22 protein-coding genes are annotated in these 26,170 nt (G+C 55.8%); 12 read left to right on the plus strand and 10 right to left on the minus strand.

What is annotated here, in order from left to right; genetic code table 11:
- Positions 1-102: 102 nt before the first annotated feature.
- The gene (locus OEL83_18960; GenBank protein MDK9709128.1) at positions 103-903 is read right to left on the minus strand and encodes a hypothetical protein; all 801 of its coding nucleotides are present in this window, start codon (positions 901-903) and stop codon (positions 103-105) included.
- A 335-nt stretch (positions 904-1,238) separates the two neighbouring features.
- Here OEL83_18960 and lon point away from each other — a divergent pair, with 335 nt between their 5' ends.
- The 4 genes from lon (at position 1,239) to hflX (ending at position 8,069) form a co-directional block, all read left to right on the plus strand.
- Positions 1,239-3,638 carry an endopeptidase La gene (lon, locus tag OEL83_18965; protein ID MDK9709129.1) on the plus strand — a complete coding sequence of 800 codons (2,400 nt, stop codon included), beginning with the start codon at positions 1,239-1,241 and terminating at the stop codon, positions 3,636-3,638.
- Positions 3,639-3,692: 54 nt separating this feature from the next.
- Complete coding sequence (gene mltG / locus OEL83_18970) at positions 3,693-4,679, plus strand: endolytic transglycosylase MltG (protein MDK9709130.1); 987 nt, start codon at positions 3,693-3,695, stop codon at positions 4,677-4,679.
- A gap of 54 nt (positions 4,680-4,733) precedes the next feature.
- The gene (locus tag OEL83_18975; protein ID MDK9709131.1) at positions 4,734-6,383 is read left to right on the plus strand and encodes an NAD+ synthase; all 1,650 of its coding nucleotides are present in this window, start codon (positions 4,734-4,736) and stop codon (positions 6,381-6,383) included.
- Between the two features lie 84 nt (positions 6,384-6,467).
- Positions 6,468-8,069: a GTPase HflX gene (gene hflX, locus OEL83_18980; protein ID MDK9709132.1), complete on the plus strand. Its 1,602-nt coding sequence runs from the start codon at positions 6,468-6,470 to the stop codon at positions 8,067-8,069.
- Here the strand turns inward: hflX and OEL83_18985 are convergent.
- From OEL83_18985 to pyrE, 3 genes are all read right to left on the minus strand, one after another.
- A complete protein-coding gene (locus tag OEL83_18985) occupies positions 8,046-8,528 on the minus strand; it encodes a PilZ domain-containing protein (protein MDK9709133.1) in 483 nt (160 codons plus the stop codon). The two genes, hflX and OEL83_18985, sit on opposite strands and share 24 nt — an antisense overlap.
- Positions 8,529-8,774: 246 nt before the next feature.
- Positions 8,775-8,945, minus strand: coding sequence for a hypothetical protein (locus tag OEL83_18990; protein ID MDK9709134.1), 171 nt, complete (start codon positions 8,943-8,945; stop codon positions 8,775-8,777).
- A 6-nt stretch (positions 8,946-8,951) separates the two neighbouring features.
- Entirely contained in the window at positions 8,952-9,503 is a 552-nt protein-coding gene (gene pyrE / locus OEL83_18995) for an orotate phosphoribosyltransferase (protein ID MDK9709135.1), read from the minus strand.
- 340 nt (positions 9,504-9,843) lie between these two features.
- Here pyrE and glmS point away from each other — a divergent pair, with 340 nt between their 5' ends.
- Positions 9,844-11,685, plus strand: a complete 1,842-nt coding sequence (glmS, locus tag OEL83_19000) for a glutamine--fructose-6-phosphate transaminase (isomerizing) (GenBank protein ID MDK9709136.1) — start codon at positions 9,844-9,846, stop codon at positions 11,683-11,685.
- A gap of 80 nt (positions 11,686-11,765) precedes the next feature.
- Here glmS and OEL83_19005 read toward each other — a convergent pair whose 3' ends face one another.
- Both OEL83_19005 and OEL83_19010 read right to left on the minus strand, forming a co-directional pair.
- Complete coding sequence (locus OEL83_19005; GenBank protein MDK9709137.1) at positions 11,766-12,419, minus strand: hypothetical protein; 654 nt, start codon at positions 12,417-12,419, stop codon at positions 11,766-11,768.
- A 96-nt stretch (positions 12,420-12,515) separates the two neighbouring features.
- Positions 12,516-13,541, minus strand: coding sequence for an erythrose-4-phosphate dehydrogenase (locus OEL83_19010; GenBank protein MDK9709138.1), 1,026 nt, complete (start codon positions 13,539-13,541; stop codon positions 12,516-12,518).
- A gap of 222 nt (positions 13,542-13,763) precedes the next feature.
- Here OEL83_19010 and cobO point away from each other — a divergent pair, with 222 nt between their 5' ends.
- Both cobO and OEL83_19020 read left to right on the plus strand, forming a co-directional pair.
- Complete coding sequence (cobO, locus tag OEL83_19015) at positions 13,764-14,306, plus strand: cob(I)yrinic acid a,c-diamide adenosyltransferase (protein ID MDK9709139.1); 543 nt, start codon at positions 13,764-13,766, stop codon at positions 14,304-14,306.
- A gap of 53 nt (positions 14,307-14,359) precedes the next feature.
- Positions 14,360-15,508, plus strand: a complete 1,149-nt coding sequence (locus tag OEL83_19020; GenBank protein ID MDK9709140.1) for a CoA transferase — start codon at positions 14,360-14,362, stop codon at positions 15,506-15,508.
- Between the two features lie 29 nt (positions 15,509-15,537).
- On the opposite strand, the gene OEL83_19025 is transcribed toward OEL83_19020, so the two are convergent.
- Entirely contained in the window at positions 15,538-16,218 is a 681-nt protein-coding gene (locus tag OEL83_19025) for a transglutaminase family protein (protein ID MDK9709141.1), read from the minus strand.
- Positions 16,219-16,223: 5 nt separating this feature from the next.
- Positions 16,224-17,045 carry a crotonase/enoyl-CoA hydratase family protein gene (locus OEL83_19030; protein MDK9709142.1) on the minus strand — a complete coding sequence of 274 codons (822 nt, stop codon included), beginning with the start codon at positions 17,043-17,045 and terminating at the stop codon, positions 16,224-16,226.
- A 207-nt stretch (positions 17,046-17,252) separates the two neighbouring features.
- Here OEL83_19030 and OEL83_19035 point away from each other — a divergent pair, with 207 nt between their 5' ends.
- Together OEL83_19035 and OEL83_19040 are read left to right on the plus strand one after the other, a co-directional pair.
- On the plus strand, positions 17,253-17,603 hold the full coding sequence (locus OEL83_19035) for a CGGC domain-containing protein (GenBank protein MDK9709143.1): 351 nt from the start codon (positions 17,253-17,255) through the stop codon (positions 17,601-17,603).
- Positions 17,604-17,606: 3 nt separating this feature from the next.
- Positions 17,607-18,275 carry a CoA pyrophosphatase gene (locus OEL83_19040; protein MDK9709144.1) on the plus strand — a complete coding sequence of 223 codons (669 nt, stop codon included), beginning with the start codon at positions 17,607-17,609 and terminating at the stop codon, positions 18,273-18,275.
- 60 nt (positions 18,276-18,335) lie between these two features.
- On the opposite strand, the gene OEL83_19045 is transcribed toward OEL83_19040, so the two are convergent.
- Both OEL83_19045 and OEL83_19050 read right to left on the minus strand, forming a co-directional pair.
- On the minus strand, positions 18,336-21,620 hold the full coding sequence (locus tag OEL83_19045) for a methylmalonyl-CoA mutase family protein (protein MDK9709145.1): 3,285 nt from the start codon (positions 21,618-21,620) through the stop codon (positions 18,336-18,338).
- A 79-nt stretch (positions 21,621-21,699) separates the two neighbouring features.
- The gene (locus tag OEL83_19050) at positions 21,700-22,383 is read right to left on the minus strand and encodes a TetR/AcrR family transcriptional regulator (GenBank protein ID MDK9709146.1); all 684 of its coding nucleotides are present in this window, start codon (positions 22,381-22,383) and stop codon (positions 21,700-21,702) included.
- A gap of 456 nt (positions 22,384-22,839) precedes the next feature.
- Here OEL83_19050 and OEL83_19055 point away from each other — a divergent pair, with 456 nt between their 5' ends.
- The 3 genes from OEL83_19055 to OEL83_19065 are packed head-to-tail and all read left to right on the plus strand — an operon-like array spanning position 22,840 to position 26,141.
- Positions 22,840-24,015, plus strand: a complete 1,176-nt coding sequence (locus tag OEL83_19055) for an acetyl-CoA C-acetyltransferase (GenBank protein ID MDK9709147.1) — start codon at positions 22,840-22,842, stop codon at positions 24,013-24,015.
- A gap of 20 nt (positions 24,016-24,035) precedes the next feature.
- Entirely contained in the window at positions 24,036-24,884 is an 849-nt protein-coding gene (locus tag OEL83_19060) for a 3-hydroxybutyryl-CoA dehydrogenase (GenBank protein MDK9709148.1), read from the plus strand.
- Positions 24,885-24,929: 45 nt separating this feature from the next.
- A complete protein-coding gene (locus OEL83_19065) occupies positions 24,930-26,141 on the plus strand; it encodes a Xaa-Pro peptidase family protein (protein MDK9709149.1) in 1,212 nt (403 codons plus the stop codon).
- Positions 26,142-26,170 lie beyond the last annotated feature (29 nt).

Consider the following 26,170-nt stretch of genomic DNA (forward strand, 5'->3'; position numbering starts at 1 on the left):
AAGTGCCTTGCCCTTATTGCCAAGCCCGTAGTTTATACCCACACCGGACAAAGCCTCATCATTAAGGAAGCGCCCAGCCCCACAAATCCAAAGCTCCTCTTGTTATTTAAGTACAGCCTTTTCAAGGTGATAGCCGCTCTTGGCGGTGGCGTTAGGCATCAGCACCCCTCCTTTGGCCATCAAGGTGCCGGGGCTGGTCACCGAGTTGCAGCCGGTTTGGCAGGCATCGCCAAGGACGGCGCCGAGCTTCTTCATCTCGGTATCGATGCGGTGGCCTTGATGGAAGATGGTGATGGTCCCCGGCAGGAAGCGCAGGTTGGCGAATTTGGTGCCGGCGCCGAGGTTGGTGTCGTTACCGAGAATCGAGTCGCCGAGGTAGGCGAAGTGCCCGGCTTTGGCGTCGTTGAGAAAGATCGAGTGTTTGATTTCGGTGGTATGGCCGAGGACGCAGCGTTTGCCGGCCAGGCAGTAGCCGCGCAGGTAGGCGCCCTGGCGGACCTCGGTGTGGTCGCCGATGATCGCCGGTGATTTAATCATCGCCCCGCTTTCCACCAGTACCCCGCGGCCAATGGCAATCTTTCGGCCCATGAGCACCGCTCCGGCCATAATCAGCGAGGCCCCCTCCAGCACCGTACCCGCCAGGCTGATCTTCAATTTGCCTTTGGTCGTATCGCCGTAGACGATTTCCGCCTCCGTCCCCGGGATGGCACGGCCCTCGTGGATGATGACATGGCCGGGCAGGGGGATGCCGTCACCGATCAGGGTGCGGTCGTATTCCGGGTAGGAATAGCCGTCCATATTGTTCTTCAGGTCGGCGAGCGGCTGCCAGACGTAGGAGGTCGGGGTGAAGAAGTTGCTGCAAGGGAAGTCGGCAAGGTCAAAAAACGATTGCACGGTCAACATAATTTCCTCATTTAAATATAGGCTGGTGGGCAAACTATCCGGTTGTTTTGCCTTTCACTATGCGAAAATCTCGGCAAGACTTCAAGGGAAAAGCGGCGGGGAAGGGCGGCTGTGGTATAAACCCGGCTTGACTTAAGTTGTCCGGATGTTTAGTATTTCCGAGGTTTTTCTCGGCAGAAGGGTGGTTTTGGTTGCTATCTATTTGAATAGAGAGATAATTACAGTACAATACGAGCAGATTCAAGAAACTGATTTGAATGCGGCGCGGGTAAGAGCCCGAAGCCCTTGTTACGCAGGAGGTTTGAGTGGAATTTAATGATTCATTAAGCATTGGCATGGACGATTTTTCCAATAACGAAGATATGGAAATTCCGGAAGTTCTGCCGATGATGGCGGTTCGCGATGTGGTAGTCTTCAACTATATGATTATCCCGCTGTTTGTCGGCCGTCCCGGTTCGGTCGAGGCCGTCAACGAGGCCCTGGGGGCCAATAAACTGCTGATGCTCGTCACCCAGAAAGACGCCACCAAGGATAATCCCGACAAGGAAGATCTCTATCAGGTGGGGATGGTTTGCATGGTCATGCGAACCTTGAAGCTGCCCGATGGACGGCTGAAGGTGCTCGTGCAGGCGATGTCCAAGGCCAGGATCAAGAGCTTTATCCGCACCGAGCCGTCCTACCAGGTGTCGGTCGAGGTCATCGAAGAGACCGAGGTCAAGGAGATTACCGTTGTCACCGAGGCCCTGATGCGATCGGTGCGCGAGCAGACGGAGAAGATCATGTCGCTGCGCGGCATTCTCTCCGCCGACCTGATGATGATCATCAATAATATCGAGGAGCCCGGCCGTCTGGCCGATCTGGTTGGTTCGAACCTGCGGCTGAAGATTGCCGAGTCGCAGCTCATTCTTGAAGAGACCGACCCGGAGAAGCGCCTCAAGCTGGTCAGCGACCTGCTCACCAAGGAACTGGAGGTATCGACGGTCCAAGCGAAGATCCAGAATGACGCGAAGGAGGAGATGAGCAAGTCGCAGCGCGAATATTTCCTCCGCGAGCAGCTGCACGCCCTGCAGAAAGAGCTCGGCGATGTCGATGATCGCACCCAGGAGATCGACGAGCTGGAGCGCAAGCTGAAAAAGATGAAGATGCCGAAGAGCATCCGCAAGGAGGCCTTGAAACAGCTCAGCCGGATGGAGATGATGCACCCCGACTCCTCCGAGGCGACGATCATCCGCACCTATATCGACTGGATTATTGACGTGCCCTGGAAGAAGAGCACGGTCGACATACTCGATCTGGTGGCGGCCAAGCAGGTTCTCGACGACGACCACCACGGTCTCGATAAGGTGAAGGAGCGGATCCTCGAATATCTGGCGGTACGCAAACTCAATCCGGGCACCAAGGGGCCGATCCTCTGCTTTGTCGGCCCTCCGGGCGTTGGCAAGACCTCACTTGGGCAGAGTATCGCCCGGGCTATGGGGCGGAAATTCTACCGGCTGTCGCTTGGCGGCATGCGCGACGAGGCGGAGATCCGCGGTCACCGGCGCACTTATATCGGTGCCATGCCCGGGCGGATTGTCCAGGGCCTGAAAACCGTTGCCTCCAATAACCCGGTCTTTATGATGGACGAGATCGACAAGATTGGTTCCGACTACCGCGGCGATCCTTCGTCGGCACTTCTGGAAGTGCTTGATCCGGAACAGAATTTCGAGTTCTCCGATCACTATATGAACCTGCCCATCGATCTGTCGAAGGTCATGTTCATTACCACCGCCAATATGAGTGACACCATCCCCAGTCCGCTGCTCGACCGGATGGAGGTTATTCGTCTGTCCGGGTATACCCTTGAAGAAAAGGTGGTTATCGCCAGGAAGTACCTGCTGCCCCGGCAGATCAAGCAAAACGGTCTCAAGGCCAGCCAGCTGAAGATGGATGATGAGATCCTGCAATACATCACCACCCACTATACCTATGAGGCCGGCCTGAGAAACCTTGAGCGGGAGATCGGCAAGGTATGCCGGAAGACGGCACGCAAAATCGCTGAAGGCGGTAAAGGGCCCTATGTCATCACCGGCCGCAATATCGACCGCTATCTTGGGCCGCCGAAGACCATCCCCGAATCGGAGATCGAGCGGCTTGAGCAGCCCGGTCTGGTCACCGGCCTGGCCTGGACCGAGGTGGGCGGGGAGATCCTGCAGATCGAGGTCAATCTCATGCCCGGCAAGGGCAAGTTGACCCTCACTGGCCAGCTCGGTGATGTCATGAAGGAGTCGGCCCAGGCGGCGCTCACCTATTGCCGCAGCCGTTCGGCGGAATTGGGGCTTGCCGAGGATCATTTCGAGAAGATCGACATCCACATCCATGTGCCCGCCGGGGCCACCCCGAAGGACGGCCCGTCCGCCGGTATCACCATGGCCACCGCTTTGTATTCGGCAATCACCGGCAAGACGGTCATCGGCAAGCTGGCGATGACTGGCGAGGTCACCCTCCGCGGCCGCGTCCTGCCGATCGGCGGTCTGAAGGAAAAGGCCCTGGCCGCCCTGCGTGCCGGGATCAACAAGGTCATCATTCCCGATCAGAACAAGAAGGATCTGGAAGAAATCCCCAAGGATATCCGCGAGAAGATGGAGTTCTTCCCGGTCAAGGACATGGACGAGGTGGTACGGATAGCCTTTGCCGGCGCTTCTCAGAAAAAAGCCAAAAAGGCCGCTGTGAAGCAGAGTTCGACTGGAGTCTGATTCTAATTGCCAGTGAAACCTGTAATATTTTCGCTTCTAAAGAGGATTGTCCTCGTGGCAATCCTCTGTTGTATTATACCGGTGCTGCTTCTTTCCGGCTGGCTCGCCCTGTATGGCCTTCGTCCCGGCCCGCAGGCCCGCTGGGAAAATGCCGTGGTCACCATCCCCCGTGGTTCATCCATTCAGGGAATAGCCGCCATTCTCGCGGAAAAGCGGATCATTGACGAGGATCTGCGCTTTTTCATCCTGGCGAAGGTCTCCGGCTATGGCGGTATGCTGAAGGCCGGTGAATTTCGCCTCGATACCGGCAAGAATCCCCTGGAAGTATTAAAGATGCTGGCTGCGGCCAAGCCGATTCAACACTCCGTCACCATCCGTGAGGGGCTGCGGGCAAGCGAGATCGCGGCAATCTTTGCCGAGGGCGGCTGGTTTGATCCGCGCAGCTTCGCCAACCTGCTGGTCGATAAGGAGTTTATCGCCAAACAGGGCCTGGCCGGGGTGGACAGCCTGGAGGGCTACCTGTATCCCGACACCTACATCCTGACGAGAGACGGCCGGGGGGCGGAAAAGATCATGAGCCTTATGGTCGGCCGTTTCAACAAGGTCTGGGAAGAGATCACCGCCAAGCACGGCGAAAAACCTGACCGGGAAAAAACGGTGGTCCTGGCTTCTATGGTCGAAAAAGAGACCGGGGCCGCGGCCGAGCGGCCTCTCATCGCCGGAGTGTTTCTCAACCGCTTGCAGCAGGGGATGCGCCTGCAATCCGACCCGACGGTGGTCTACGGCCTGGAACATTTCTCCGGAACAATTACCCGCGCCGACCTGCAGACGGCAACTCCGTATAATACCTATGTCGTCGCCGGACTGCCCGCCGGACCGATTTGCAGCCCCGGCAAGGAGGCCCTGCTGGCGGTGCTTGCCCCGACGCCGACCAGAGACTTGTACTTTGTGTCAAAAAATGACGGGACCCACCATTTTTCTGAAACTCTTGCCGAACACAACAATGCCGTGCAACGCTATCAACGCCGGAAGGTCAAGTAGTTTCCGGGGTACAGGGTGCGGAAGAACATCGCAGTGCTATAAAGGGAGAAGACGGTGAAGATTGCCCTCATTCAGCTGAATCCGGTTATCGGTGATTTTGAGAACAATTGCGCGAAGATAGTCGAATGGGCCGGGAAGGCCAGGGCGCGGGGCTGCAGTCTGGCGATTTTTCCGGAACTGGCAATCTCCGGCTATCCGCCCCAGGACCTTCTCGAAAGACCGTCTTTTCTTCTGGCACACGACCGTGCTGTGGCAAGGCTTATTTGCGAGCTCCCCCAGGATATCGATGTCATGTTCGGCTGTTTTGAAAAGCGGGACGGCCAGCGGGGCAAGGCTCTGTATAACACCGCCCTGGTCGCCCGGCAGGGCAAAATCGTCTACCGGGCCCATAAGCAATTGCTGCCCTCCTACGACGTCTTTGATGAAACAAGGTATTTCGAGCCGGGACAACCTTCCGGGCTGTATCAGGTGCAGGGCCTGACTTTCGGTGTCACTGTTTGTGAAGATGTGTGGAGCGACGAGGTCAACCAATACCAGGTGCAACCGGTTGCCGACATCGTTGCCAGGGCGAAACAAAAGGGGCTGAAAATCGATGCCCTTATCAACATCTCGGCCTCGCCTTTTCAGCGCGATAAAGAAAAGATCCGCAAAGGGATTTTTGAGAAAATCTGCCGGTCGCACGGCCTGCCCTTTCTCTACTGCAACCAGATCGGCGGCCAAGATTCCCTGCTTTTCGACGGACGGAGCCTGGTCATGGACAGCAGCGGCACGACCGTCGCCCAGGCCCATGGTTTCTGCGAAGACATGATTCTTGTCGACAGCGACGGCTGGCAGGGTGAGATGCATGGCGCGCCGCTGATCTCCGAGCAGGAGGCGGTGTACCGGGGGCTGTGTATGGGGCTTGGTGATTATGTGCGCAAATGTGGCTTTTCTTCGGTGGTTCTCGGCTTGTCAGGCGGTATTGACTCCGCCCTGACGGCAGCCATTGCCGTCGATGCCCTGGGACCGGACAAGGTCCTGGGAGTGGCTCTGCCTTCTCCGTACAGTTCGCCTGATTCCATGGAAGATGCCCAGCAGCTAGCCGCAAACCTCGGCTGTCGCTTTACTGTCTTGCCGATTGCCGAGTTGTTTGACACCTTTCGCAGTAACCTTGCCGGACTCTTTGCAGGACTTGGCGAGGACATCACCGAACAGAACCTTCAGGCGCGCATCAGGGGCAATCTGCTGATGGCCTTATCCAATAAATTTGGTCATTTGCTCCTCACCACCGGCAACAAGAGTGAAATGGCCGTCGGCTATTGCACCCTCTACGGCGATATGAGCGGTGGTCTGGCGGTGATTTCCGATGTTCCCAAACAGCTGGTCTATGAGCTGGCGGCCTACGTCAACAGAAACCGCGAGATCATCCCGGAGAGGACCATTACCAAGGCGCCGACCGCCGAACTGAAGCCGGACCAGAAGGACCAGGACGATCTGCCGCCCTATGAGGTCCTTGATCAGATCCTCGAATTGCATCTCGAACAAGGCAAGGGCCGGGCAGAGATCGTCGCCCTCGGTTTTGCCGACAAAATGGTCAGCGACATTTTGCGCCGGGTACGCATCAATGAATATAAGCGCAAACAGGCGCCAATGGGCCTGAAGGTGACCACCAAGGCCTTCGGCTATGGCCGCCGCTACCCGAATGTCCAGAATTTCCGGGAATAAAACAATCAGCGAGGTGCTGCCATAAGCATAGTTATTGGAAATACCGAAGGGCTCAAGACCAACCAGCTAAAGGCCCTGGAGCGCTTGGCCGCCAAGCGGGTAGGGCGGGATTTGATCATCAACCCGGAGATGGCCAAGGCGCTCTGCCAGGTGTCGTTTGAGTTGAACCGGCAGATAGGCATGCTGGTGCACCGTTCCGGTAAGGTTGAAAACATCATTGTCGGCAGCCATTCCCAAATCGTTATTCCTCCCCTTGGCAATGTGCGTGCCTCCGGCGGCAGGCTGCGCGGCCTGCGCCTCATTCACACCCATTTGTCGGGTGAGGATATCAGCGACGAAGACCTGATGGACTTGCTCTTTTTGCGCCTTGATTTGCTGTCGGTGATCAAGGTGGCGGCTGATGGCCTGCCAGAGAGAATGTACTCAACGCACCTTGTCCCCGGCGGCAAGGACGGCAAAAACTGGGCCTTTCTTGCGCCAGTTCATCCGGCAAACCAAAGTGATTCCATCGATGAGTTGATTGCTACCGTTGAAGGGGAACTGAGCGCCGGTCATAAAGGCAAGGCCGTCGATCAGAAGATCGACCGGGCTATCCTCATTAGCGTCACAACCGACCCGAAGGGCCGGGCTGAGGACTCGCTTGCCGAACTGTCCGAACTTGCCCGGTCGGATAATGTCCTGGTGCTGGAAACGGTATTGCAGCGGCGCAGCCAGATCAATCCCCGCCTCATTCTCGGCAAGGGAAAGCTTGCCGACATCATGATCCGCGCCCTGCAGCTTGATGCCAACCTCTTGATATTTAACCAGGAGCTCAACCCTTCGCAGATCAGATCGATCACCGATTTCACCGATTTGCGGGTCATTGACCGCACCCAGCTCATCCTCGATATCTTTGCCAACAGGGCGATGAGCCGGGAGGGCAAGCTGCAGGTGGAGATGGCCCAGCTGAAATACATGCTCCCCAGGCTGTCGTCGCGCGACGATGCCCTGTCGCGGCTGACCGGCGGGATAGGAGCACGGGGACCGGGTGAGACCAAGCTCGAAATCGACCGGCGGCGAATTAATGACCGGCTGACCCGCCTTGCCAAGGAGCTGCAGCAGGTGAGCATGGAACGCTATCGCCGCCGGGCCAAGCGGCGCAAGAAGGAGCTGCCGGTCCTTTCCCTGGTTGGGTATACCAATGCCGGAAAATCGACCCTGCTCAACACCCTCACCAACAGCGATATCATCGCCGAGGACAAGCTCTTTGCCACCCTCGATCCGACCAGCCGAAGGCTGCGCTTTCCAACGGAACTGGAGGTTATTATCACCGATACCGTCGGCTTTATCGACAACCTGCCCGCCGACCTCCTCCAGGCCTTTATGGCCACCCTGGAAGAACTCAAGGAGGCGGACCTTCTTGTCCACGTAGTCGATGTGTCAAGCCCGTCCTACCGCGATAAGATGGCGGTGGTGGAAAAGTTGTTGAATGAACTGGAGCTTGGTTCTCTGCCGAGGATGACGCTCTTTAATAAGATAGACCTTCTTTCCCTGGAGGAGCGGCAGCAGGTGCTGTTACATTCAGCGAATGAGGGATTTGCCATCAGCGCCATACACGCCGAAACACTACGGGGCTTTTTGTACCAGGCGGAGCAGATAATCGGTAAGGTCTTGGACGCCCAATCAGGGCCGCAGGTAGAAGCCTAAATCCTTTTCAAAGGCTTGATCTTCCAGAAATTCACAACCAATGCGGTTGTTGGCGACGGTCCTGATGATGATGCTCTTCTTAAGGACCGTCTCCTTGCGGTTGTCCAGGGTGAAGACCAGCATTCCCTTCTGGCCTATTTTCAGGTCATGAATACCGCGCACCTCAAAGCAGGCGCCACTCAGGCTGAGGTTGACAACCTTCGCTATGCCGCCGCCCGTGGCCGGTTTAATGAGGTCATAGGTGGCAGGGAGTTTGTTGGTCGGCTTCCGGTAATGACGACGGAATTCCAGCTGCACTTTGAAGGCGTAGCCGCATCGGCATTTCACTTTCAGCATATGCAGACGATGCCGGAATTCCCGGACAGCGATAATCTTGGCGCTTTTGCAGCTCGGGCAGATTATCGTGGCCTCGTCGTTTGATTTGACAAATGACTTATGGGCGGGTGCTTGTTCTATCATGTTTGTGAGTATACACGTGATCAAAATCGAAAGCAAATACCTGACCGTTTTTTAGTGGAGCCGATTCTTCGGGAAAAAATACGCGAGGCCTTGGTTTCAGGTATGTATTACCAAAGTCATGGCAGATGAGACTGGGTGCCGCTCAAATCGTATGTAAACAAGGAGAGCGATATTTTCGGGCAAGATTGGGTAAGGTATGGAAATGTCTTGGAAATATACCCAGGTCGGGCGAAGCCTTCCGGGGCATCAGTCGTAAATGATGGTGGTGTATCGTTCGAGGATCTCTTCAGTCTCCCGGTCAAGCTCGCTGGCCACTTCATGAATTTGATATTCCTGGCCACAGACGGTACAGCGCATCCGCACCCGCCGGCACTGGCGATGGACTTCGAGCTTGCCCGAGCATTTTTTACACTTCATAGACATCTACTGGAGAAGTTGCTCGCGGGTGAAGAGTGCCTGCAGGGTATAACCGGCCTTGGCAAGGGCCTCGGTGCCACCTTCCTGCCGCTCGATGATCGTGGCGATGAGGCCGACCTTAAATCCCGCCGCCTCCACCCTTTCAATGACCTTGATCAGGGTGCCGCCGGTGGTCACTACATCTTCGAGCAGGGCGACGGTGCAGCCGGGGGGCATGTTTTTCAGACCTTCGATATAGTTAGCGGTGCCGTGGCCTTTGGCCTCTTTACGGACTATGAAGGCTGGGATCGGTTTGCCGGCCAGATAGCTGGCGATGGACACCGCCGTTACCAGTGGATCGGCGCCGAGGGTCATGCCGCCGACTGCATGAATGGGGGTGGGTGATTTTTGCAACAGTTCAAACAGCAATTTGCCACAGAGAAAGGCCCCTTCGGCACTCAATGCGGTTTGCTTGCCGTCGATATAGAAGTCGGAGGTCTTCCCGGAGGTGAGGGTAAAGGTGCCCTGACGGTATGATTTTTCGAGAAGAATTTCCTTAAGTCGTTGTCTTTCGTCCATGGGAATATGCGGTAAGATGGGAGGAAAAGTCAGTTGCAATGCCTGTTGTACCACAAGGGCATACGTTTCGTACGAGCAGAAAAGCTACTCAACTCAGCTTTATAGCCGAATTGCAGGCGATACTACCTTTTTTTTAACGAGCATGGAAGAAAAAACTGGCAAAGCCTGGAAATGCGGTGTTAGGGTGTGCGATCGTTGCGAAGGTGCCATATCCTGGCCTTCGGAACGATTCTTGCTTCCGGCCTTATGGGCTGCATTGCGCTGCTTGCGGCCGGCGTGGTTGCATATCGGTCGAATAGTGTCGAAGTACTGAATAGAACTTACTCATAAGGGGTGCGGTATGTGTGGTATCGTTGGTTATGTTGGGTCACGGCGGGTTGTTCCGGTCATTCTTGAAGGCCTGCGGCGACTGGAATATCGCGGCTACGACTCGGCCGGCATTGTCTATCTGCAGGATGGCAAACTGATCAAACACCGGTCGGAAGGGAAACTGTCGCAGCTTGAGGCGATAATCGACGATGCGATCATTGCCCCGGCCCATATCGGCCTTGGCCATACCCGCTGGGCCACCCACGGCGCGCCGACGACCGCCAATGCCCATCCCCATAGCGATTGCACCGGCAATTTGGTGGTCATCCATAACGGCATTATTGAAAACTACCATTCCCTGCGCGAGGAATTACGGGAAAAGGGCCATATCTTTACCTCCCAGACCGACACCGAGGTCATTGCCCACCTGATCGAGGACTATTTGCAGGACGATCTGGTGGCTGCGGTGAAAAAGGCCATCGGCAGGGTCGAGGGCTCTTACGCCATCGGCGTTCTGTGGACGGGCATGCCCGATGCCCTGGTGGCGGTGCGCAATCAGAGCCCGCTGGTACTCGGGGTCAGCAAGGACCAGGGGACCTTTCTTGCCTCGGACATCCCGGCCCTCCTGCCCTATACCAAGGAGGTTATCTTCATGGACGATATGGAGCTGGCCATCCTGCGCGCCGACGGCCATCAGATCTTTTCGCTTGCCACCGGCCTGCCCGTGGAAAAAGAGGTAAAGACCATCAACTGGAACGCGGCGATGGCTGAAAAGGCCGGTTTTAAACATTTCATGCTGAAGGAGATCTTCGAGGAGCCGCAGGCGATTACCAATACGGTGAGCGGCCGCATCAATCCGGAAACCGGCGAGGTGGTGCTGCCGGAGATAGGTCTCAGCAAGGCTGATCTGGCCGGCATTGACCGGATTTTTCTCGTGGCCTGCGGCACCTCCTGGCATGCCGCCCTTGTCGCCAAATACTGGATAGAGGCATACGCACACATCCCGGTGGAGGTCGATATCGCCTCGGAATTCCGGTATCGGCACCTCCTCATCAACGAGCGGGTACTGACCATCTCCATCTCACAATCCGGGGAGACCGCCGACACCCTGGCCGGGATTCGCATCGCCAAGGCGATGGGCTCAAAGATCATCACCATCTGCAATGTGGTCGGCTCGACCATGACCCGCGAGGCCCATGGCACGGTGTACACCCATGCCGGCCCGGAGATCGGCGTTGCCTCCACCAAGGCCTTCGTCTCCCAGCTGGCGGCCCTCTTTCTCTTTACCCTCTATCTCGCCCAGAAAAAAGGGACCCTTGACAAGCATCTGGTGCTTGAACTCGGCCGGGAATTGATCGGTATCGCCGGTGTCATTGACCGCGAGCTGCCGCGTATCCAAAAGGAAATTGAGCAGCTTATTGAAAGATATTACGATAGCCGGGATTTTCTCTTTGTCGGACGTGGCCTCAATTTCCCGATCGCCCTGGAGGGAGCCCTCAAGCTCAAGGAGATCTCTTATATCCACGCCGAAGGCTACGCCTCGGGGGAACTGAAGCACGGCCCGATTGCCCTGATCGACAAGGACATGCCGGTGCTAGCCCTGGTACCGCAGGATGAGGTCTATCAGAAATCGATTTCCAACGTCGAGGAGATCAAGGCTCGGCAGGGGCGGATCATCCTTATCGGTACCGAAGGGGACAGCCATCTGCGAACGATCACCGATGACGTTATCTATCTCCCCGAGGTGCATTCGGCGATGAATCCCATCCTCTACACCATTCCGGCCCAGCTGCTGGCCTACGAGATCGCCACCAAACGCGGCTGCGATGTCGATCAACCGCGCAACCTGGCCAAGAGTGTTACCGTCGAATAGGCGGTAGTTTGACTGTGGCAAGATGCCGGGTGGGGGAGGCCTTTGCCCGGCTGTGTTTTTTAGGTGCCGGCTGTCCCTGATTACAGACGGTCGATTACCCTCGCCATTCGGTTCTCGGCCACGTCCGGGCGGAGGAGAACCTCCTGCCGCTTCTCGTCCTCTTTGTAAAGCAGGATATCTTCCTTGGTTATTTCCATGGCAAAGATGGTGCCTCCGCCGAGGCTCTTGTCTTGCCAGCGCTCAAGAAACCAGTCTACATCCTCACGACTAACCGACCAGCTGAGGCCGAGGGGGTTTCCGGTCATCGAACCGCGGTAGGCGGTAGTGCTTTGAAACGGGAAAGGTTTGCCCTCGGCGTACAAACGGGCTGGGTCGCACTGCAGCAGCAGGGATTTCCATTCGGCATAATCGCCGACCGCGGCAAAGGGGGTGTTTTTCTTCAAATATAATAGCAAAACCGTCTTTTCCAGATCGCCGGCCTGGCGGAATTTCTCCAGGTTGTTATGGAGAAACTGCAGGTGGTCGAGGGGATGGAGTCCTTGCATTGCCTCCAGGGGCTTGCTGTGACCTTCCAGATGGTCGAGTATCACCTTGATCTTTTGGTCCTGAAGGGCCTTGTGCCGTTCTTGCATCTTGGCGTTGGCGAAGCTTCCGGTAAAATCGTCGGGGGGATACAGAAAGCGGATACGATCGAGGTTCCAGGGCATGTTCTTGTCTCGTTGGTAGATGATCATCGGCGCCTCTCTTGTGCTATGTATTGTTGATGAAATCTGATGCCTGCTCCGCTTGTCGGAATATGGTGCCGGCCGGGGGCAATGCCGTTGCCGCCGCTAGGTTTCGGACGGCAGTGAAAGCCAGTGGTTGGCCACGTCCAGCATGCGGCTTGCAAAGGCCCATTCGTTATCAAACCAGCAGAGCATCTTGATTAGTCGTCCGCCGCTGACCCTGGTCTGGGTGCCATCAACGACCGCCGAACGGGGATCGGTGTTGAAGTCGACGGAGGCGTGCGGTTCTTCGGTATACCCGAGCAGCCCCTTGAGCCTGCTCTGTGATTCCCTGGCCATGATGGCGTTGATCTCGGTTACGGTTGTGTTCTTTTCGACGTTGATGGCCAGGTCCATCAGCGAGACATTGATGGTCGGCACCCGCACATGCAGGCATTCGAAACGATTTGCCAGATGCGGCATGAGCCGGCTGATGCCTTTGGCCAGGCCAGTGTCGACCGGGATGATCGAGTGCAGGGCGCTGCGGGTCAGGCGGAGATTGGTGTGATGGTAGGTATCGATCACTGGTTGGTCGTTCATCGCCGAATGGATGGTGGTGGTGACGCCGCTCTCGATACCGAACTCCCGGTGCAGGATATCAAGAATCGGCACGATGCAGTTGGTAGTGCACGAGGCGTTGGAGACGATGCGGTGGTTGCTGCGCAGCAGTTCCTGGTTATAGCCATAGATGATGGTTGCATCCACCTGTGGCAGGGAGGGGTGTGACAGGAGCAGCCGTCTGGCCCCCTGTGCCAGGTGCGATTCAGCGGGGGCCAGATCGAAAAAGGAGCCGGAGCATTCAAAGAGCAGATCGATGCCAAGCTCACGCCAGGGCAGCTTGCCCGGGTCCGCCTGGTTGATGATGCGTATCGGGTCTTCGCCTATATACAGGAAATCCTTGTCAAAGCGGAGGGGATACGGAAAGCGGCCATGGGTGGTATCGTAGCGGGTCAGGTAGGTGAGGGTTTCAATGTCGGCCAGATCGTTGATGGCGACGATCCGCATCTTCGACCTGAACGGGCTTGAATAGATGGCACGCAGCACGCTCTGGCCGATTCGCCCGTAACCGTTGATGGCAACTTGAAAAGTCATTCTCTTGTGTCCGTTGTACGCCTTACGGAAGGTTATGAAAAAGTACCGTTCGCCGGGGATGGCAATTGGTTGGTTTCGCGCTCTATCAATACCTCGGTTTGAAAGAGATAACAACCGGATTATTTACCGGAAAATTCGACAAGGAAGGCAATCTGAGGTTGTTTTGGCAACATACTGTGGTAGTGTTGCAGCAGGATCTGCTTTCGAGCAAAAAGCGGGAAAATCGCCAGGAAGGGAGAGGCTATGAACGAAGACGGCAGGATAATTGTAATCACCGGCAACGGTAAGGGGAAGACTACCGCTGCTCTCGGCGCGGCATTTCGGGCACTTGGCCACGGGCAAAAGGTATGCGTCATTCAGTTTTTAAAGGGTCAGGGGAAATATGGCGAGCGGCTGATGGCCGGCAAGACCGACAACCTCGATTGGTTTATCTGTGGCAAGGGCTTTGTTTTTAATAAGGAAAATATCGAAGAGGATCGCGATGTCGCCCGAGATGGCTTTGCCCTTGCCGAGGAAAAGATTCTCAGCGACCTCTATGATCTGGTGATTCTCGATGAGATTACCTATCTGCCGCACTACGATTTCCTGGCTGTTGAGCATATCGTTGGTTTGCTGCGGCAAAAACCAAAGCGTCTGTCGGTCATCCTGACCGGTAGAAATGCCGATCCGCAGTTGGTGGAAGTTGCCGATACCGTTTCGAACATCCAATGCATCAAACACGCCTACGAAAAAGGCATTAAAGCCCAGAAAGGCATAGAATTCTGAGGTATTTTACGGGTGGGACGGCCTTTCATGAATCCATAGGGGGAAAGAAAATTATGCCACAGCAAGGTGTTTTGACAGGAATTCGGGTGCTCGATTTGTCGCGGATGCTCCCCGGCCCCTATTGTTCGATGATTCTTGGCGATCACGGTGCCCAGGTCATTGCCATCGAGGATAAAAAGTTTCAGAGCGACGGCCTGTTTTTCAGCGATTTGAACCGCAATAAACGCCACCTGTCGTTGAATCTGAAAAGCCCGCAAGGCATGGAGGTATTCTTCCGGCTGGTGGAGAAGGCCGATGTCATCCTTGAGGGTTTTCGCCCCGGGGTTGTGGAGCGGCTGGGGGTGGATTACCAGACGGTACGGCAGAAAAATCCCCGGATCATCTACTGCTCGATTAGTGGTTTCGGTCAGACCGGTCCCGCACGTCTCCGGGCCGGCCACGATGTCAATTATTTGAGCGCCTCGGGGGTGCTCAGCCTTATTGGCGAGAAGCACCGGCCGCCGGCCATCCCCGGCGTGCAGGTCGCCGACATTGCCGGCGGTGGACTGAATGCGGTCATTGGCATCCTCTTGGCCCTGCTTGCCAGGGAAAGAACCGGCGAAGGCCAGTATATCGATATCTCAATGACCGACGGTATGGTCGGCTTTCTTTCCCTGCCGTATTATTTTGCCCGGCAAAACGGACAGCCTCCGCAACAAGGTGATGCCCTGCTTTCCCATCGCTACGCCTGCTACAACACCTATGAAACCGCCGACGGCCGGTATCTCGCCCTCGGCGCCGTCGAAAACAAGTTCTGGCGCGGACTTTGTGATCACCTGCAGTGTCCGGAATATATTGCCCTGCAGTATGACGAGACACGGCGGCAAGAGATCATCGACTTTCTTCGCCAAACCTTTCTCGGCAAGACCCTTGCCGCCTGGGAAGCGGAGCTGGCAGGTCTTGACATCTGCTGCACGGTGGTCAGAACCATGGATGAGGTCCTGACCAACGAGCTGTTTCAAGAGCGGGAGATGGTTTACAGCTACACCGACGCCAACGGGGCAGAGCGCCACGGCTTTGGGATCCCGGTGAAGCTGAGCAGGACACCGGGCAGCATCAGGACGATGCCCACTGCCTTCGGGGCGGCAACCAGGGAGATTCTGGCCGAGGCCGGGTACACGGACGACCAGATAGCCGCCATGGTCGCCGGAGGTGTGGTGTAGCGCGGCCCGGGCGGGTCTTTAGCGGCGGTCTACTTCTGTCCCAGTTCAGCTGCCGCGTCTGCCGCAAAATCGCTTAGTTGCCCGCCGAAGTTCTCAAAGAATCTCGGGTAGGTTTTGCCGTAGGCCTCGAAGATTCTGGCAAAGGGCAGGTCGGCGAAGTGACCGTGATCCTTTACATATTCCATGTGTCTTTGGCCATGGGTGTCGTAGGGATGAAAGATCGAGTCATGGATGCCGTCAAACTCAAGAGGGACCACGCCAAACTTGGTGCATAGCGCCAGGTTGAAGGCGGGGGTCGCCTTGACCCATTTTTCCTGCAGGTACATCTCCGTATAGCCGTGGTAGACAAAGAGGTCGGTGCCCATCATCGCCCGCAGTTTGGCGGTTGACAGGTGATTGGTGACATCGGCGAAGCCCAGGCGGCAGGGGATGCCCTGTTGCCTGCCGACCGCAGCCAGCAGAACCGCCTTAGCAACGCAATAGCCGGATTGTTTTTTGAGGACCGAGCTGGCCTTCATCGCCTCAGGAGAGTAGCGCAGATCGTAGGGATCGTACTTGATTTGGTCGCGCACCGCGTAGTACAGGGCAAGTGCCCGGTTCATCGGCATTTTTTCCTCGCGGCAGACGCCGTTTGCAAAAGCCGCCACCTCGGGGCTGTCGAAATCGAGGAAGAAGGTGGGCAGCAGGTACTGATTAAGGTCTTCAGACATGGCAATCAGGTTCCGGTAAATTGTGGTTTGCGTTTTTCGGCGAAGGCGGTCACCGCCTCCTGTAAGTCCCTGGAGGGGATGATATTAGCGCTGATCGAGGCCACATATTTCAGGCCGTCATCGATCGATTTCCCTACGCAATAATTGAGGACGTCCTTCGATGCCTGGACGGCCAGCGGCGAGTTGCCGGCGATCTCGGTGGCCAGTGTCAGGGCTCTTTCCATGAGGGCCTGTTGGTCGGGGCAGACCTCGTTTACCAGAAGGATCTCTTTGGCCTTGGCGGCATCGATAGTTCTTGCGGTATAGGCCAGTTCCCGGGCATAACCCTGGCCGACGATCAAAGGGATGCGTTGGAGAACGCCGACATCGGCGACAAAACCGACCGCCGCCTCTTTCAAGGAGAACTGGGCGTCCGCTGAACAGATACGGATGTCGCAGGCGGTGGCCATGTCGAGTCCGGCCCCGACGCAATGGCCGTGAATGGCGGCAATGACCGGTTTTCGGCATTTTTCAATGGCCGAGATGCCGTTCTGGAGCTGCCTGATCTTCGGGAGAAAGCGCCATTTGGTGGCACCTGATTGGTTTTTATCCATGAGTTCAGGAAGTTGGGGAACCATTCCCTGGAGATCAATTCCTGCCGAGAAGCAGGATCCCTTGCCGGCGACAATGACTACCCGAATCTCCGGGTCTTCATCGAGGCCGGCAAAGATAGCCAGCGGCTCCGTCCAGGCCGCCGGGCCCATGGCGTTTTTCTTTTCCGGACGATTGAGGTATACCCAGGCGATGGGACCCTGCTTTTCAACAAGATAGAAGTGGTTTTGATTCATAAGTATCTCCGAGTGGTGATGCTACGCATTGCCCAAACAGTAGCACAGTTTTATTGTTTGCCGGAGTCTATAGGGATTTGGGCGGATTGAGTAAACATTGTCGAGAGCGGCGGTCGATATTTGCATATTCACCAAGGATCATTACTATAACCGTCAAGTCGGACAATTTGTATCAGTCAATTCAATGAGAATTGGAGGGAAGGGGCTTTGCCATTAAAAATCGCCATCCTGGTACGGGAAGAAACCACCAAGCGTTGTACCGGTAAAGGTTGTCTGCGCAGCTTTTTTGAAAAAACTGAAAGCTTTGCCAGGTATCGTGGGCAACACGTTGAATTGGTAGCATTCTTTCATACCGGCGGTGACCTTGACCATAAACTTGCGAAACTGAAGAAGTCCGGGGTCGAGGTTATCCATCTGTCGACCTGTCTGCGCGGCAAGGACCCCAATTACCACCGGTTTATTGAGCAGGTTTCCAGGGATTTTACCGTGGTTGGCTACACCCACGGCTCAGAAGAGGCGAAGGTCCCGAGCCCTTTTCCCGTTTCCAGCAAAGGGTAAGAGGTGGCCGTCATCGATCTTCTCTGCACCGAAAAACTACGGCAGGATATCGCCGGAAAAATCGCAGGTCATCAGCGGCTTGCCCTGCCGCCGGCCAAATTGCGGCAAGCGGCGGTGGCGCTCTGCGTCGTTGACTATTGCGGCGAGGGCGATTTGGACGGCCTTGCTCCGGTGCCACTTGATAGCGCTGCCCTAATTTTGACGAGAAGGGCAAAAACCATGAAGAATCATCCGGGGCAGTGGGCCTTGCCGGGCGGTCGCCTGGATGCCGGTGAAAGCCCGGAACAGGCCGCCCTCCGTGAACTGAACGAGGAGGTTGGCCTGGAACTGACGCCCGACCGGGTGTTTGGCTGCCTTGATGACTTTATAACCAGATCCGGGTTCATCATCACGCCGGTGGTGGTTTGGGGCGGGCCCGGGGTCGTGCTCGTCAAGAACGACCGCGAGGTCTCCTCGATCCACCGCATTCCCTGCGCCGAATTGTTACGCCGTGATGCACCCCTGCTCGAAACCGTCGGCGGCGATCACCAACCGGTGCTTTTCATGCCGGTTGGTGACACCTGGATTGCCGCCCCGACCGCTGCCATGCTCCTTCAATTTCGCGAGGTCGCACTTCTCGGGCGGGAGATCAGGGTCGGTCATTACGAACAACCCACCTTTGCCTGGCGGTAAGGCTACGTTGGCAGCTAGTAAGCCCAATCGAAAACCAGCCCTTGCGGTGTGAATACCCGCCTACATATTCCGCCGGTACCGCCCTCCCACCGCGTACAATGCGTTGGCGATCTGCCCGAGACTGCAGGATTTCACCGTATCCAGGAGCTCGGCAAAGATATTGCCACCGGAGAGGGCAACCCCTTGCAATCGGCTGAGAGCCGCCTCGCTTTCATGTTTATGGCGTTCATGGAAGGAGGCAAGTCTGCTGATCTGCTCGTTCTTTTCGTCATCGGTGGACCGGGCCAATTCCAGGGTGGCATTCAGGGCATCGAAGTCGGCATTCGGGTTACGGAAGGTGTTGACGCCGATGATCGGCAATTCGCCTGAATGCTTCTGGCGCTCGTAATACATCGATTCTTCCTGGATCTTGCTCCGCTGGTAGCCGGTTTCCATGGCACCGAGAACGCCGCCCCGTTCGGTGAGCCGGTCAAATTCCGCCAGGACCGCTTCCTCGACGAGGTCGGTAAGTTCCTCGACAATAAAACTGCCCTGGTTGGGGTTTTCGTTTTTCGCCAGGCCCCATTCCCGGTTGATAATCAGTTGAATAGCCAGCGCCCGGCGCACCGATTCCGAGGATGGGGTGGTGATCGCCTCGTCGTAGGCGTTGGTGTGCAGGCTGTTGCAGTTGTCATAGATGGCGCAAAGGGCCTGCAGGGTGGTGCGGGTATCGTTAAACTGGATTTCCTGGCTGTGCAGCGACCGGCCGGAGGTCTGGATATGGTATTTGAGCCGTTGGGAAGTGGTTGAGGCGCCGTATTTTTCGCGCATGGCAACCGCCCAGATGCGCCTGGCGACCCGGCCGATAACGGTGTATTCGGGGTCCATACCGTTGGAGAAGAAGAACGACAGGTTCGGGGCTATCTCGTCAATGGACATGCCCCGCGCCAGATAGTATTCAACGTAGGTGAAGCCGTTGGAAAGGGTCAAAGCCAGCTGGGTCAGCGGGTTGGCCCCGGCCTCGGCGATATGATAGCCGGACACCGACACCGAATAGAAGTTCTTGACCTTATTGGCGATGAAGTACTCCTGAATGTCGCCCATCATCTTTAAGGCAAATTCGATGGAGAAGATGCAGGTGTTCTGCCCCTGGTCTTCCTTGAGGATATCCGCCTGGACGGTGCCCCGGACGTTGGCGAGGACCAGGGCTTTGATCTCAGCGTATTCCGAGGTGTCCGGACGGCGGTTATGCTCTGCGGCGAATTTTTCCACCTGCTGGTCGATGGCGGTATTCATGAACATCGCCAGGATGATCGGCGCCGGGCCGTTGATGGTCATGGACACCGAGGTCGTCGGTGAACACAGGTCAAAGCCGTCGTAGAGAAGTTTCAGATCGTCAAGGGTGCAGATGCTGACTCCCGAGGTGCCGATCTTGCCGTAGATATCCGGGCGAATCGCCGGGTCCCAGCCATAGAGGGTAACGGAATCAAAGGCGGTGGACAGCCGTTTGGCCGGATAATTCTCGGAAAGCAGTTTGAAGCGCTTGTTGGTCTGGGCAGGGCCGCCCTCGCCGGCGAACATCCGGGTTGGGTCTTCGCCCGTTCGTTTCATCGGGAAGACCCCGCCGGTGTAGGGGAAGTAGCCGGGTAGATTTTCCTTGCGCATCCAGGTGTAAATATCTGCCGGATCGGTGAATTTTGGTAATGCCACCTTGCGAATCTTGGAGTGGGACAAGGACTGAGTGACGAGGGGCACGCAGATTTTCCGGTTGCGCACCGTATACACCAACTGGTCGCCGGAATAGTCTTCCTTGGTTTTTTCCCAGCCATGCAGGAGGCCGGAGGTTTCTTGGCTGATGGCCCCGGCCAGAGCGGCGGTTTTTTCCTTCAGGTGGCCGAGCAGTTTGGCAACCTCCGGCTTGTCCTGATCGTCGGCCAGCAATATTTCCAGGCTTTTCTGCAGGTGGTGGTGGCGGCGAACCGCTGTGGCCTGTTTTTTGGTGGTATTGTGGTAGCTGCGGACCGTATCCGAGATCTCGGCCAGGTAGCGAATGCGTTGCGAGGGGATGACGATAGTCTTGGACGAGGACATCTTCTCCGCCGGCTTGGGCAGGCTGGGGTGGAGCTCCAGGCCGGTTTTCTTCTTCAGTTCCTCGATAATTCCATGGTAGAGGGCGGTGATGCCGTCGTCGTTGAATTTTGAGGCGATGGTGCCGTATACCGGGAAGTCCTCCGCCGCCATGTCCCAGGCCTTGTGGTTGCGCTGCACCTGCTTGCGGATATCACGAATGGCATCGTCGCTGCCCTTTTTTTCAAATTTATTGACGACGATGATGTCGGCGTAGTCGAGCATGTCGATTTTCTCCAGCTGCGACGGGGCGCCGTACTCGCTGGTCATGACATAGATGGCAACATCGGCGATTTCGGTGATCTTCGAATCGCCCTGGCCTATGCCGGCGGTTTCGGCAATGATCAGATCGAAGCCGGCGGCCTTTGCCACCTGGATTGCCTCCGGCAGTGCCTCGGAGACCTCGCTGGCAGAATCCCTGGTTGCCAGGCTGCGCATATAGATGTTTTCCGACTGGCTGAGCGAATTCATGCGGATACGGTCGCCGAGCAAGGCGCCGCCGGTTTTCTTCCGGGAGGGATCGCAGCAGATGACGGCAATGCGGATATCTTTCAGATCATGGAGGAACCTGACAAGTATCTCGTCGGTGAGCGATGACTTGCCGGCGCCACCGGTACCGGTAATGCCAATGACCGGCGGGTGGTTTTTCTCGGCAAGCGGGCTGATAGCCGCCATGAGCTGACCAAGATTGTCCTGGCCGCCGATCTTGGCCTGCTGGACAGCGGAGATATAGCCGGCGATGGCCTTCGGGTTGTTCCAGAGCAGATGATCCGGCTGCAGGTCGTGGTAGGGAAGGGTCGGAAAATCGAGGAGTTCAACCATATGGTTAATCATTCCCTGGAGGCCCATCGAGGCGCCGTCCTCAGGAGAATAGATCTTCGCCACACCGTATTGTTCGAGTTCTTTTATCTCGTCGGCGACAATGACCCCGCCGCCGCCGCCGAAGACCTTAATATGCGAGGCGTTTTTCTCCTTTAAAAGGTCGATCATGTATTTGAAGGCTTCCATATGCCCGCCCTGGTAGCTCGACATGGCGATACCCTGAGCGTCTTCGGCGATGGCTGTGTCAACCAGTTCTTGAACCGAGCGGTTATGCGCCAGATGGATAACTTCAACCCCTGAGTCCTGCATAATCCTGCGCATGATGTTGGTGGAGGCATCATGGCCGTCGAAAAGGGAGGTGGCGGTGATTACTCGTACAAGGTTTTTCGGCCGGTAGACTACAACATTCGCATTCATGATTTCTCCTTGTGTCGCTCAAAAAGCTGAGGATGAGCGGGTCATGGTTTGTAGGAGGCAAATGGCAGTCAAGGGACTTCTAAATCGACACAACCGTCGCTGGATCGTGACCGGCATTTTTTGCTTCCTCAAGAAAACTCATAATAAATTCGGTTTGTTTTTCTATATACTGCTCGATGGTAAAGTGTTTACCGAAGTACCAGCGCCTAAAGGCCCAGGTATGTCCGAGTACTGATATGTTATGGCCGATTAGATTGATCGTATCATCTTCGAGCATCGGTAACTTGCCTATGCTGCGAAGTTCGTACATCGCTTCAATAAAAAGACCGGTGATCCGCAATTCCGCTTCAAGCACCTTTTCCTGCCATTTCAGAGGAAGGAAGTGGGTGACCTGATACATCAGCAGGACGTGGTCGCTCATTCTATTACAGGCAAGAAAATACTCGCGGATGACCTCGGCCAGAGCCGCTTTACCGATGGTTGGCCTGGCGAGGGCCTCCTTCACTCCTTTTTCAACCTCCGAATGGATAGCAATACACACCAGGTAGAGCACGTCATCCTTTGTCGATACGTATTCATACAGCGAACCAATGGACAGCCCGGTTTCCCTGGCCAGGGCGCGGGTGGTTGTTTTGTGGTATCCATGCTTTATGAAGAGCTTAACGGCCCCATCGGCTATCTGCCGCCTTCGTTCCTTGACCAGATCTTGATTTTTAATATTGGTGGTGACTTCGTCTCCGAAGCTTATATCCTCAATGTCCATTAGCAGTCCCCAGGATTATTCTTTTGTTTGTTGTTTGGCTTTTGCCAAAGCGATGAGCAAAAACGTATACAAAAAAGACGCAGAACAAAAGAAAAATCTCTTCCCGACAAGGTGTTGGTAATTGCCAACAGGTTTTTTCACGAACACATTGTTTTCGGTTGCGAACCGGCAAACTCCATCACATTTCAAGTGCGGGCGGCCTGCCGAAGTTCTTTGTTACAACAACAGTACATCTGAGCGCATAAAGAAATTGACAAATTGCATCGGTTGGGTCAGGATAAAACCGATCGAGCGCTTGGTCAGAATTGCTAACATAATATTTCTTTAATAAATTCTCAAGCAGATACCTTGCTCAATACCAACTGTGTGGCGAAGAATTCGACGACGTGATAATCATACTCTGCCAAAAAAGAAAAGTCAGAGGGAATTTCAGCCACCTGCCAGATGAGGAAAAAAATGAGAACAGCGGTGATCGTCAGTGCGGTAAGGACCCCTTTTGGAAGTTTTGGCGGTAGTCTCAGCAAGATTGGCGCAACCGACCTGGGTGCTTTGGTTATCAAAGAAGCAGTGGCCCGGGCAGGTATTGACAAGAGTCAGGTCAATGAGTGCATCATGGGCATGGTGCTGCCATGCGGCTATGGGCAGAACCCGGCCAAACAGGCGGCGATCAAGGCCGAACTGCCGCAGGAGGTGGAGGCGGTGACCGTCAACAAGGTCTGCGGTTCGGCGCTTAAGGCAGTCATGTTGGCCGCCCAGGCGATCCAGTGCGGCGATGCCGATGTCGTTGTCGCCGGGGGTATGGAGAATATGAGTATGGCTCCCTATTACCTCGAAAAGGCCAGGTGGGGACACCGCATGGGGCCGGGCAAGATCGAAGACCATATGGTGCATGACGGACTGTGGGACGTCGTCAACGACTTTCATATGGGCATGTCCAATGAACTGATCTGCGAAAATTGGCAGGTAAACAGGGCCGACCAGGACCGCTTTGCCGAAGAGTCCTACCGCAAGGCGCTGAAAGCGATAGGTGATGGAGTCTTTAAAGACGAGATCGTGCCGGTGCCCATTCCCCAGAAAAAAGGTGAAATCAAATTCTTTGCCGAGGATGAATGCCCCACTGAAACGAGTTACGAAAGCCTAGCCAAGATGCGGCCGGCCTTTAAAAAAGACGGGGTTGGCACAGCAGGCAACGCATCGATTATCAGTGACGGGGCGGCGGCGTTGCTCCTTATGAGCCGCGAAAAGGCGGAGGAGTTGGGGTGCACGATAATGGCCGAGGTCGGCGCCCAGGCATCCGCCGGAATAGAACTGCGCTACGTGCTCATGGCGCCGATCCTGGCGATTCCCAAAGTATTGAAAAAAGAAGGAATATCCCTGGGCGATGTCGATCTCTTTGAGATCAACGAGGCCTTCAGCGGGACCTCGGTGGCGATCAACCGGGTTCTGGAACTGGATACGAAGAAGGTAAACGTCAACGGTGGAGCCGTCGCTCTCGGTCATCCGATCGGTGCCAGCGGCGGCCGGTTGCTTACCACCCTTCTTCACGAGATGATCCGCAGAGATGCCAAGCGGGGACTGGCGTCGCTTTGTCTTGGTGGTGGTGAGGCTGTGGCTTTAGTGGTTAAACGATAATTGCGCGCAGAGAGGAAAAAATGGCGATAGAAAAATTCGGGGTTATCGGTTCCGGACAGATGGGCGGCGGCATTGCCCAGGTTGCCGCAACCAGCGGTCTGCAGGTCTTGATGAGTGACATCAAGGAAGAATTCACCCAAAAGGGTCTGGCATTGATAGCCAAGAATCTTGCCCGGAGTGTGGAAAAAGAGAAAATCACCGCCGCCGAGCGCGATGCCATTCTTGGCCGGATAACCACCACCACGAACCTTGCCGACATGGCCGGCGTTGATTATGTCGTTGAGGCGGCGGTTGAACGGCAGGATCTGAAATTTAAGATATTTCAGGATCTTGATACCTTCTGCCCGCCCCATACCATTCTTGCTACCAATACCTCTTCCATCCCCATCGGCCGGATAGCCGCCCAGACCAAGAGGCCGGATAAGGTCATCGGCATGCATTTCATGAATCCGGTGCCGGTGATGAAGCTGGTCGAGGTCATCAAAGGCCTGGCTACCAGTCAGGAAACCTTTGATATCACCTGGGAGCTTTGCAAGAAATTTTCTAAGACTCCTGCGGAAGCCAACGATTTTCCGGGATTTATTGCTAATCGTATCCTCATGCCGATGATCAATGAGGCAATCTTTTGCCTGTATCAGAGCGTCGGCAAGGTCGAGGATATCGACACGGTCATGAAACTTGGCATGAATCATCCGATGGGGCCGCTGGCCTTGGCCGACCTCATCGGCCTTGATACCTGTCTGGCGATCATGGAAACCCTTTATGACGGCTTCAAAGACTCGAAATATCGACCCTGTCCGCTGCTTCGCAAATACGTTGAGGCGGGTTGGCTGGGCCGAAAGACCGGCAAGGGTTTTTACCAATATTAACGCAGCAAAAGGGACTGACTCGCTTCAACATACCGGGGAGGAAGTATGCATACTATCGATAAGAGCGTACCGGTTCAAGAGCTTGAGATAAGAATTAAGAATTTACAGCAGGCTATCGCTGTAAACGGTCTGGATAGCGCCCTGATCGTCCAGAAAACCGATCTGTTTTATTTCTCCGGTACCTCCCAGCAGGGATGGTTGTATGTTCCCGTCACTGGCAAGCCGATTCTCATGGTTTACAAGGAATATGAGCGGGCCCTGGCCGAGTCGTCTCTTGGGCAGATTGTCAGCATTGTCGGCATTAAAAAGATACCCGAAACTATCGCCGGATTCGGTTATCCCCAGCCGGTCTCGATCGGCATGGAATTCGATGTCTTGCCGGTCAGCCTATTTTTTCAGTATCAGAAGGTCTTTGAGAAGGCCCGGATCCAGGATATTTCCAGCGACATCCGGCTGATCCGGGCGGTAAAGTCGGAATTTGAGATCGGCAAACTGCGGGCGGCGGCGGCATTGTCGGATAAGGTCGCGGCGCGGGTGCCGGAGCTGCTCGTTGCCGGGAAGACCGAGGTGGCCCTTGCCGGAGAGCTTGAGGGGTATGCTAGAAGCCTTGGTCATCAGGGGATTGTGCGCATGCGCATGTTTGGTGCCGAACTCTACTATGGCCACCTGATGTCCGGGGACGCAGCAGCGGTGCCGAGCTATCTTGCCTCGCCGACCGGCGGGTCGGGGGTGAGCAGCGTTGTCGGCCAGGGCGCCGGCTACAAGAAAATCGCCGCCGGCGAGGCGCTTCTTGTCGATTATGTCTTTGCTCTCGACGGCTATATCTCCGATCATGCCAGGATATTTTCCATCGGCCTGCTACCCGGAGAACTGCTCGCGGCGCACGATGCCATGCTCGACATTCAAGAGAAGATTAAAGTGCAGGCAAAACCGGGGGCGATTACCGGTGAGATCTACGACCTAATGGTCGCCATGGCCGAGGAAAAGGGCTATGGCGAATATTTCATGGGGGTCGGTGAGAGACGGATCCGCTTTACCGGCCATGGCGTCGGCCTGGAACTCGATGAATATCCCTTCCTTGCCAAAGGCCAGAAATTACCCCTGCAAGCGGGGATGGTCATCGCTCTTGAACCGAAAACGATATTCCCGGGCCTCGGGGTCGTCGGTATTGAGAATACCCATCTGGTTACCGAAAACGGGCTTGATCCCTTGGGCAAGTTCCCGGACGGGATTTGTTCTGTAGCGGAAAAAGGCTAAGAGATACTCCCAGGGAACTTGCCCATGGC

Source organism: Desulforhopalus sp., assembly GCA_030247675.1.
In the GTDB taxonomy this organism is placed as follows: Bacteria; Desulfobacterota; Desulfobulbia; order Desulfobulbales; family Desulfocapsaceae; genus Desulforhopalus_A.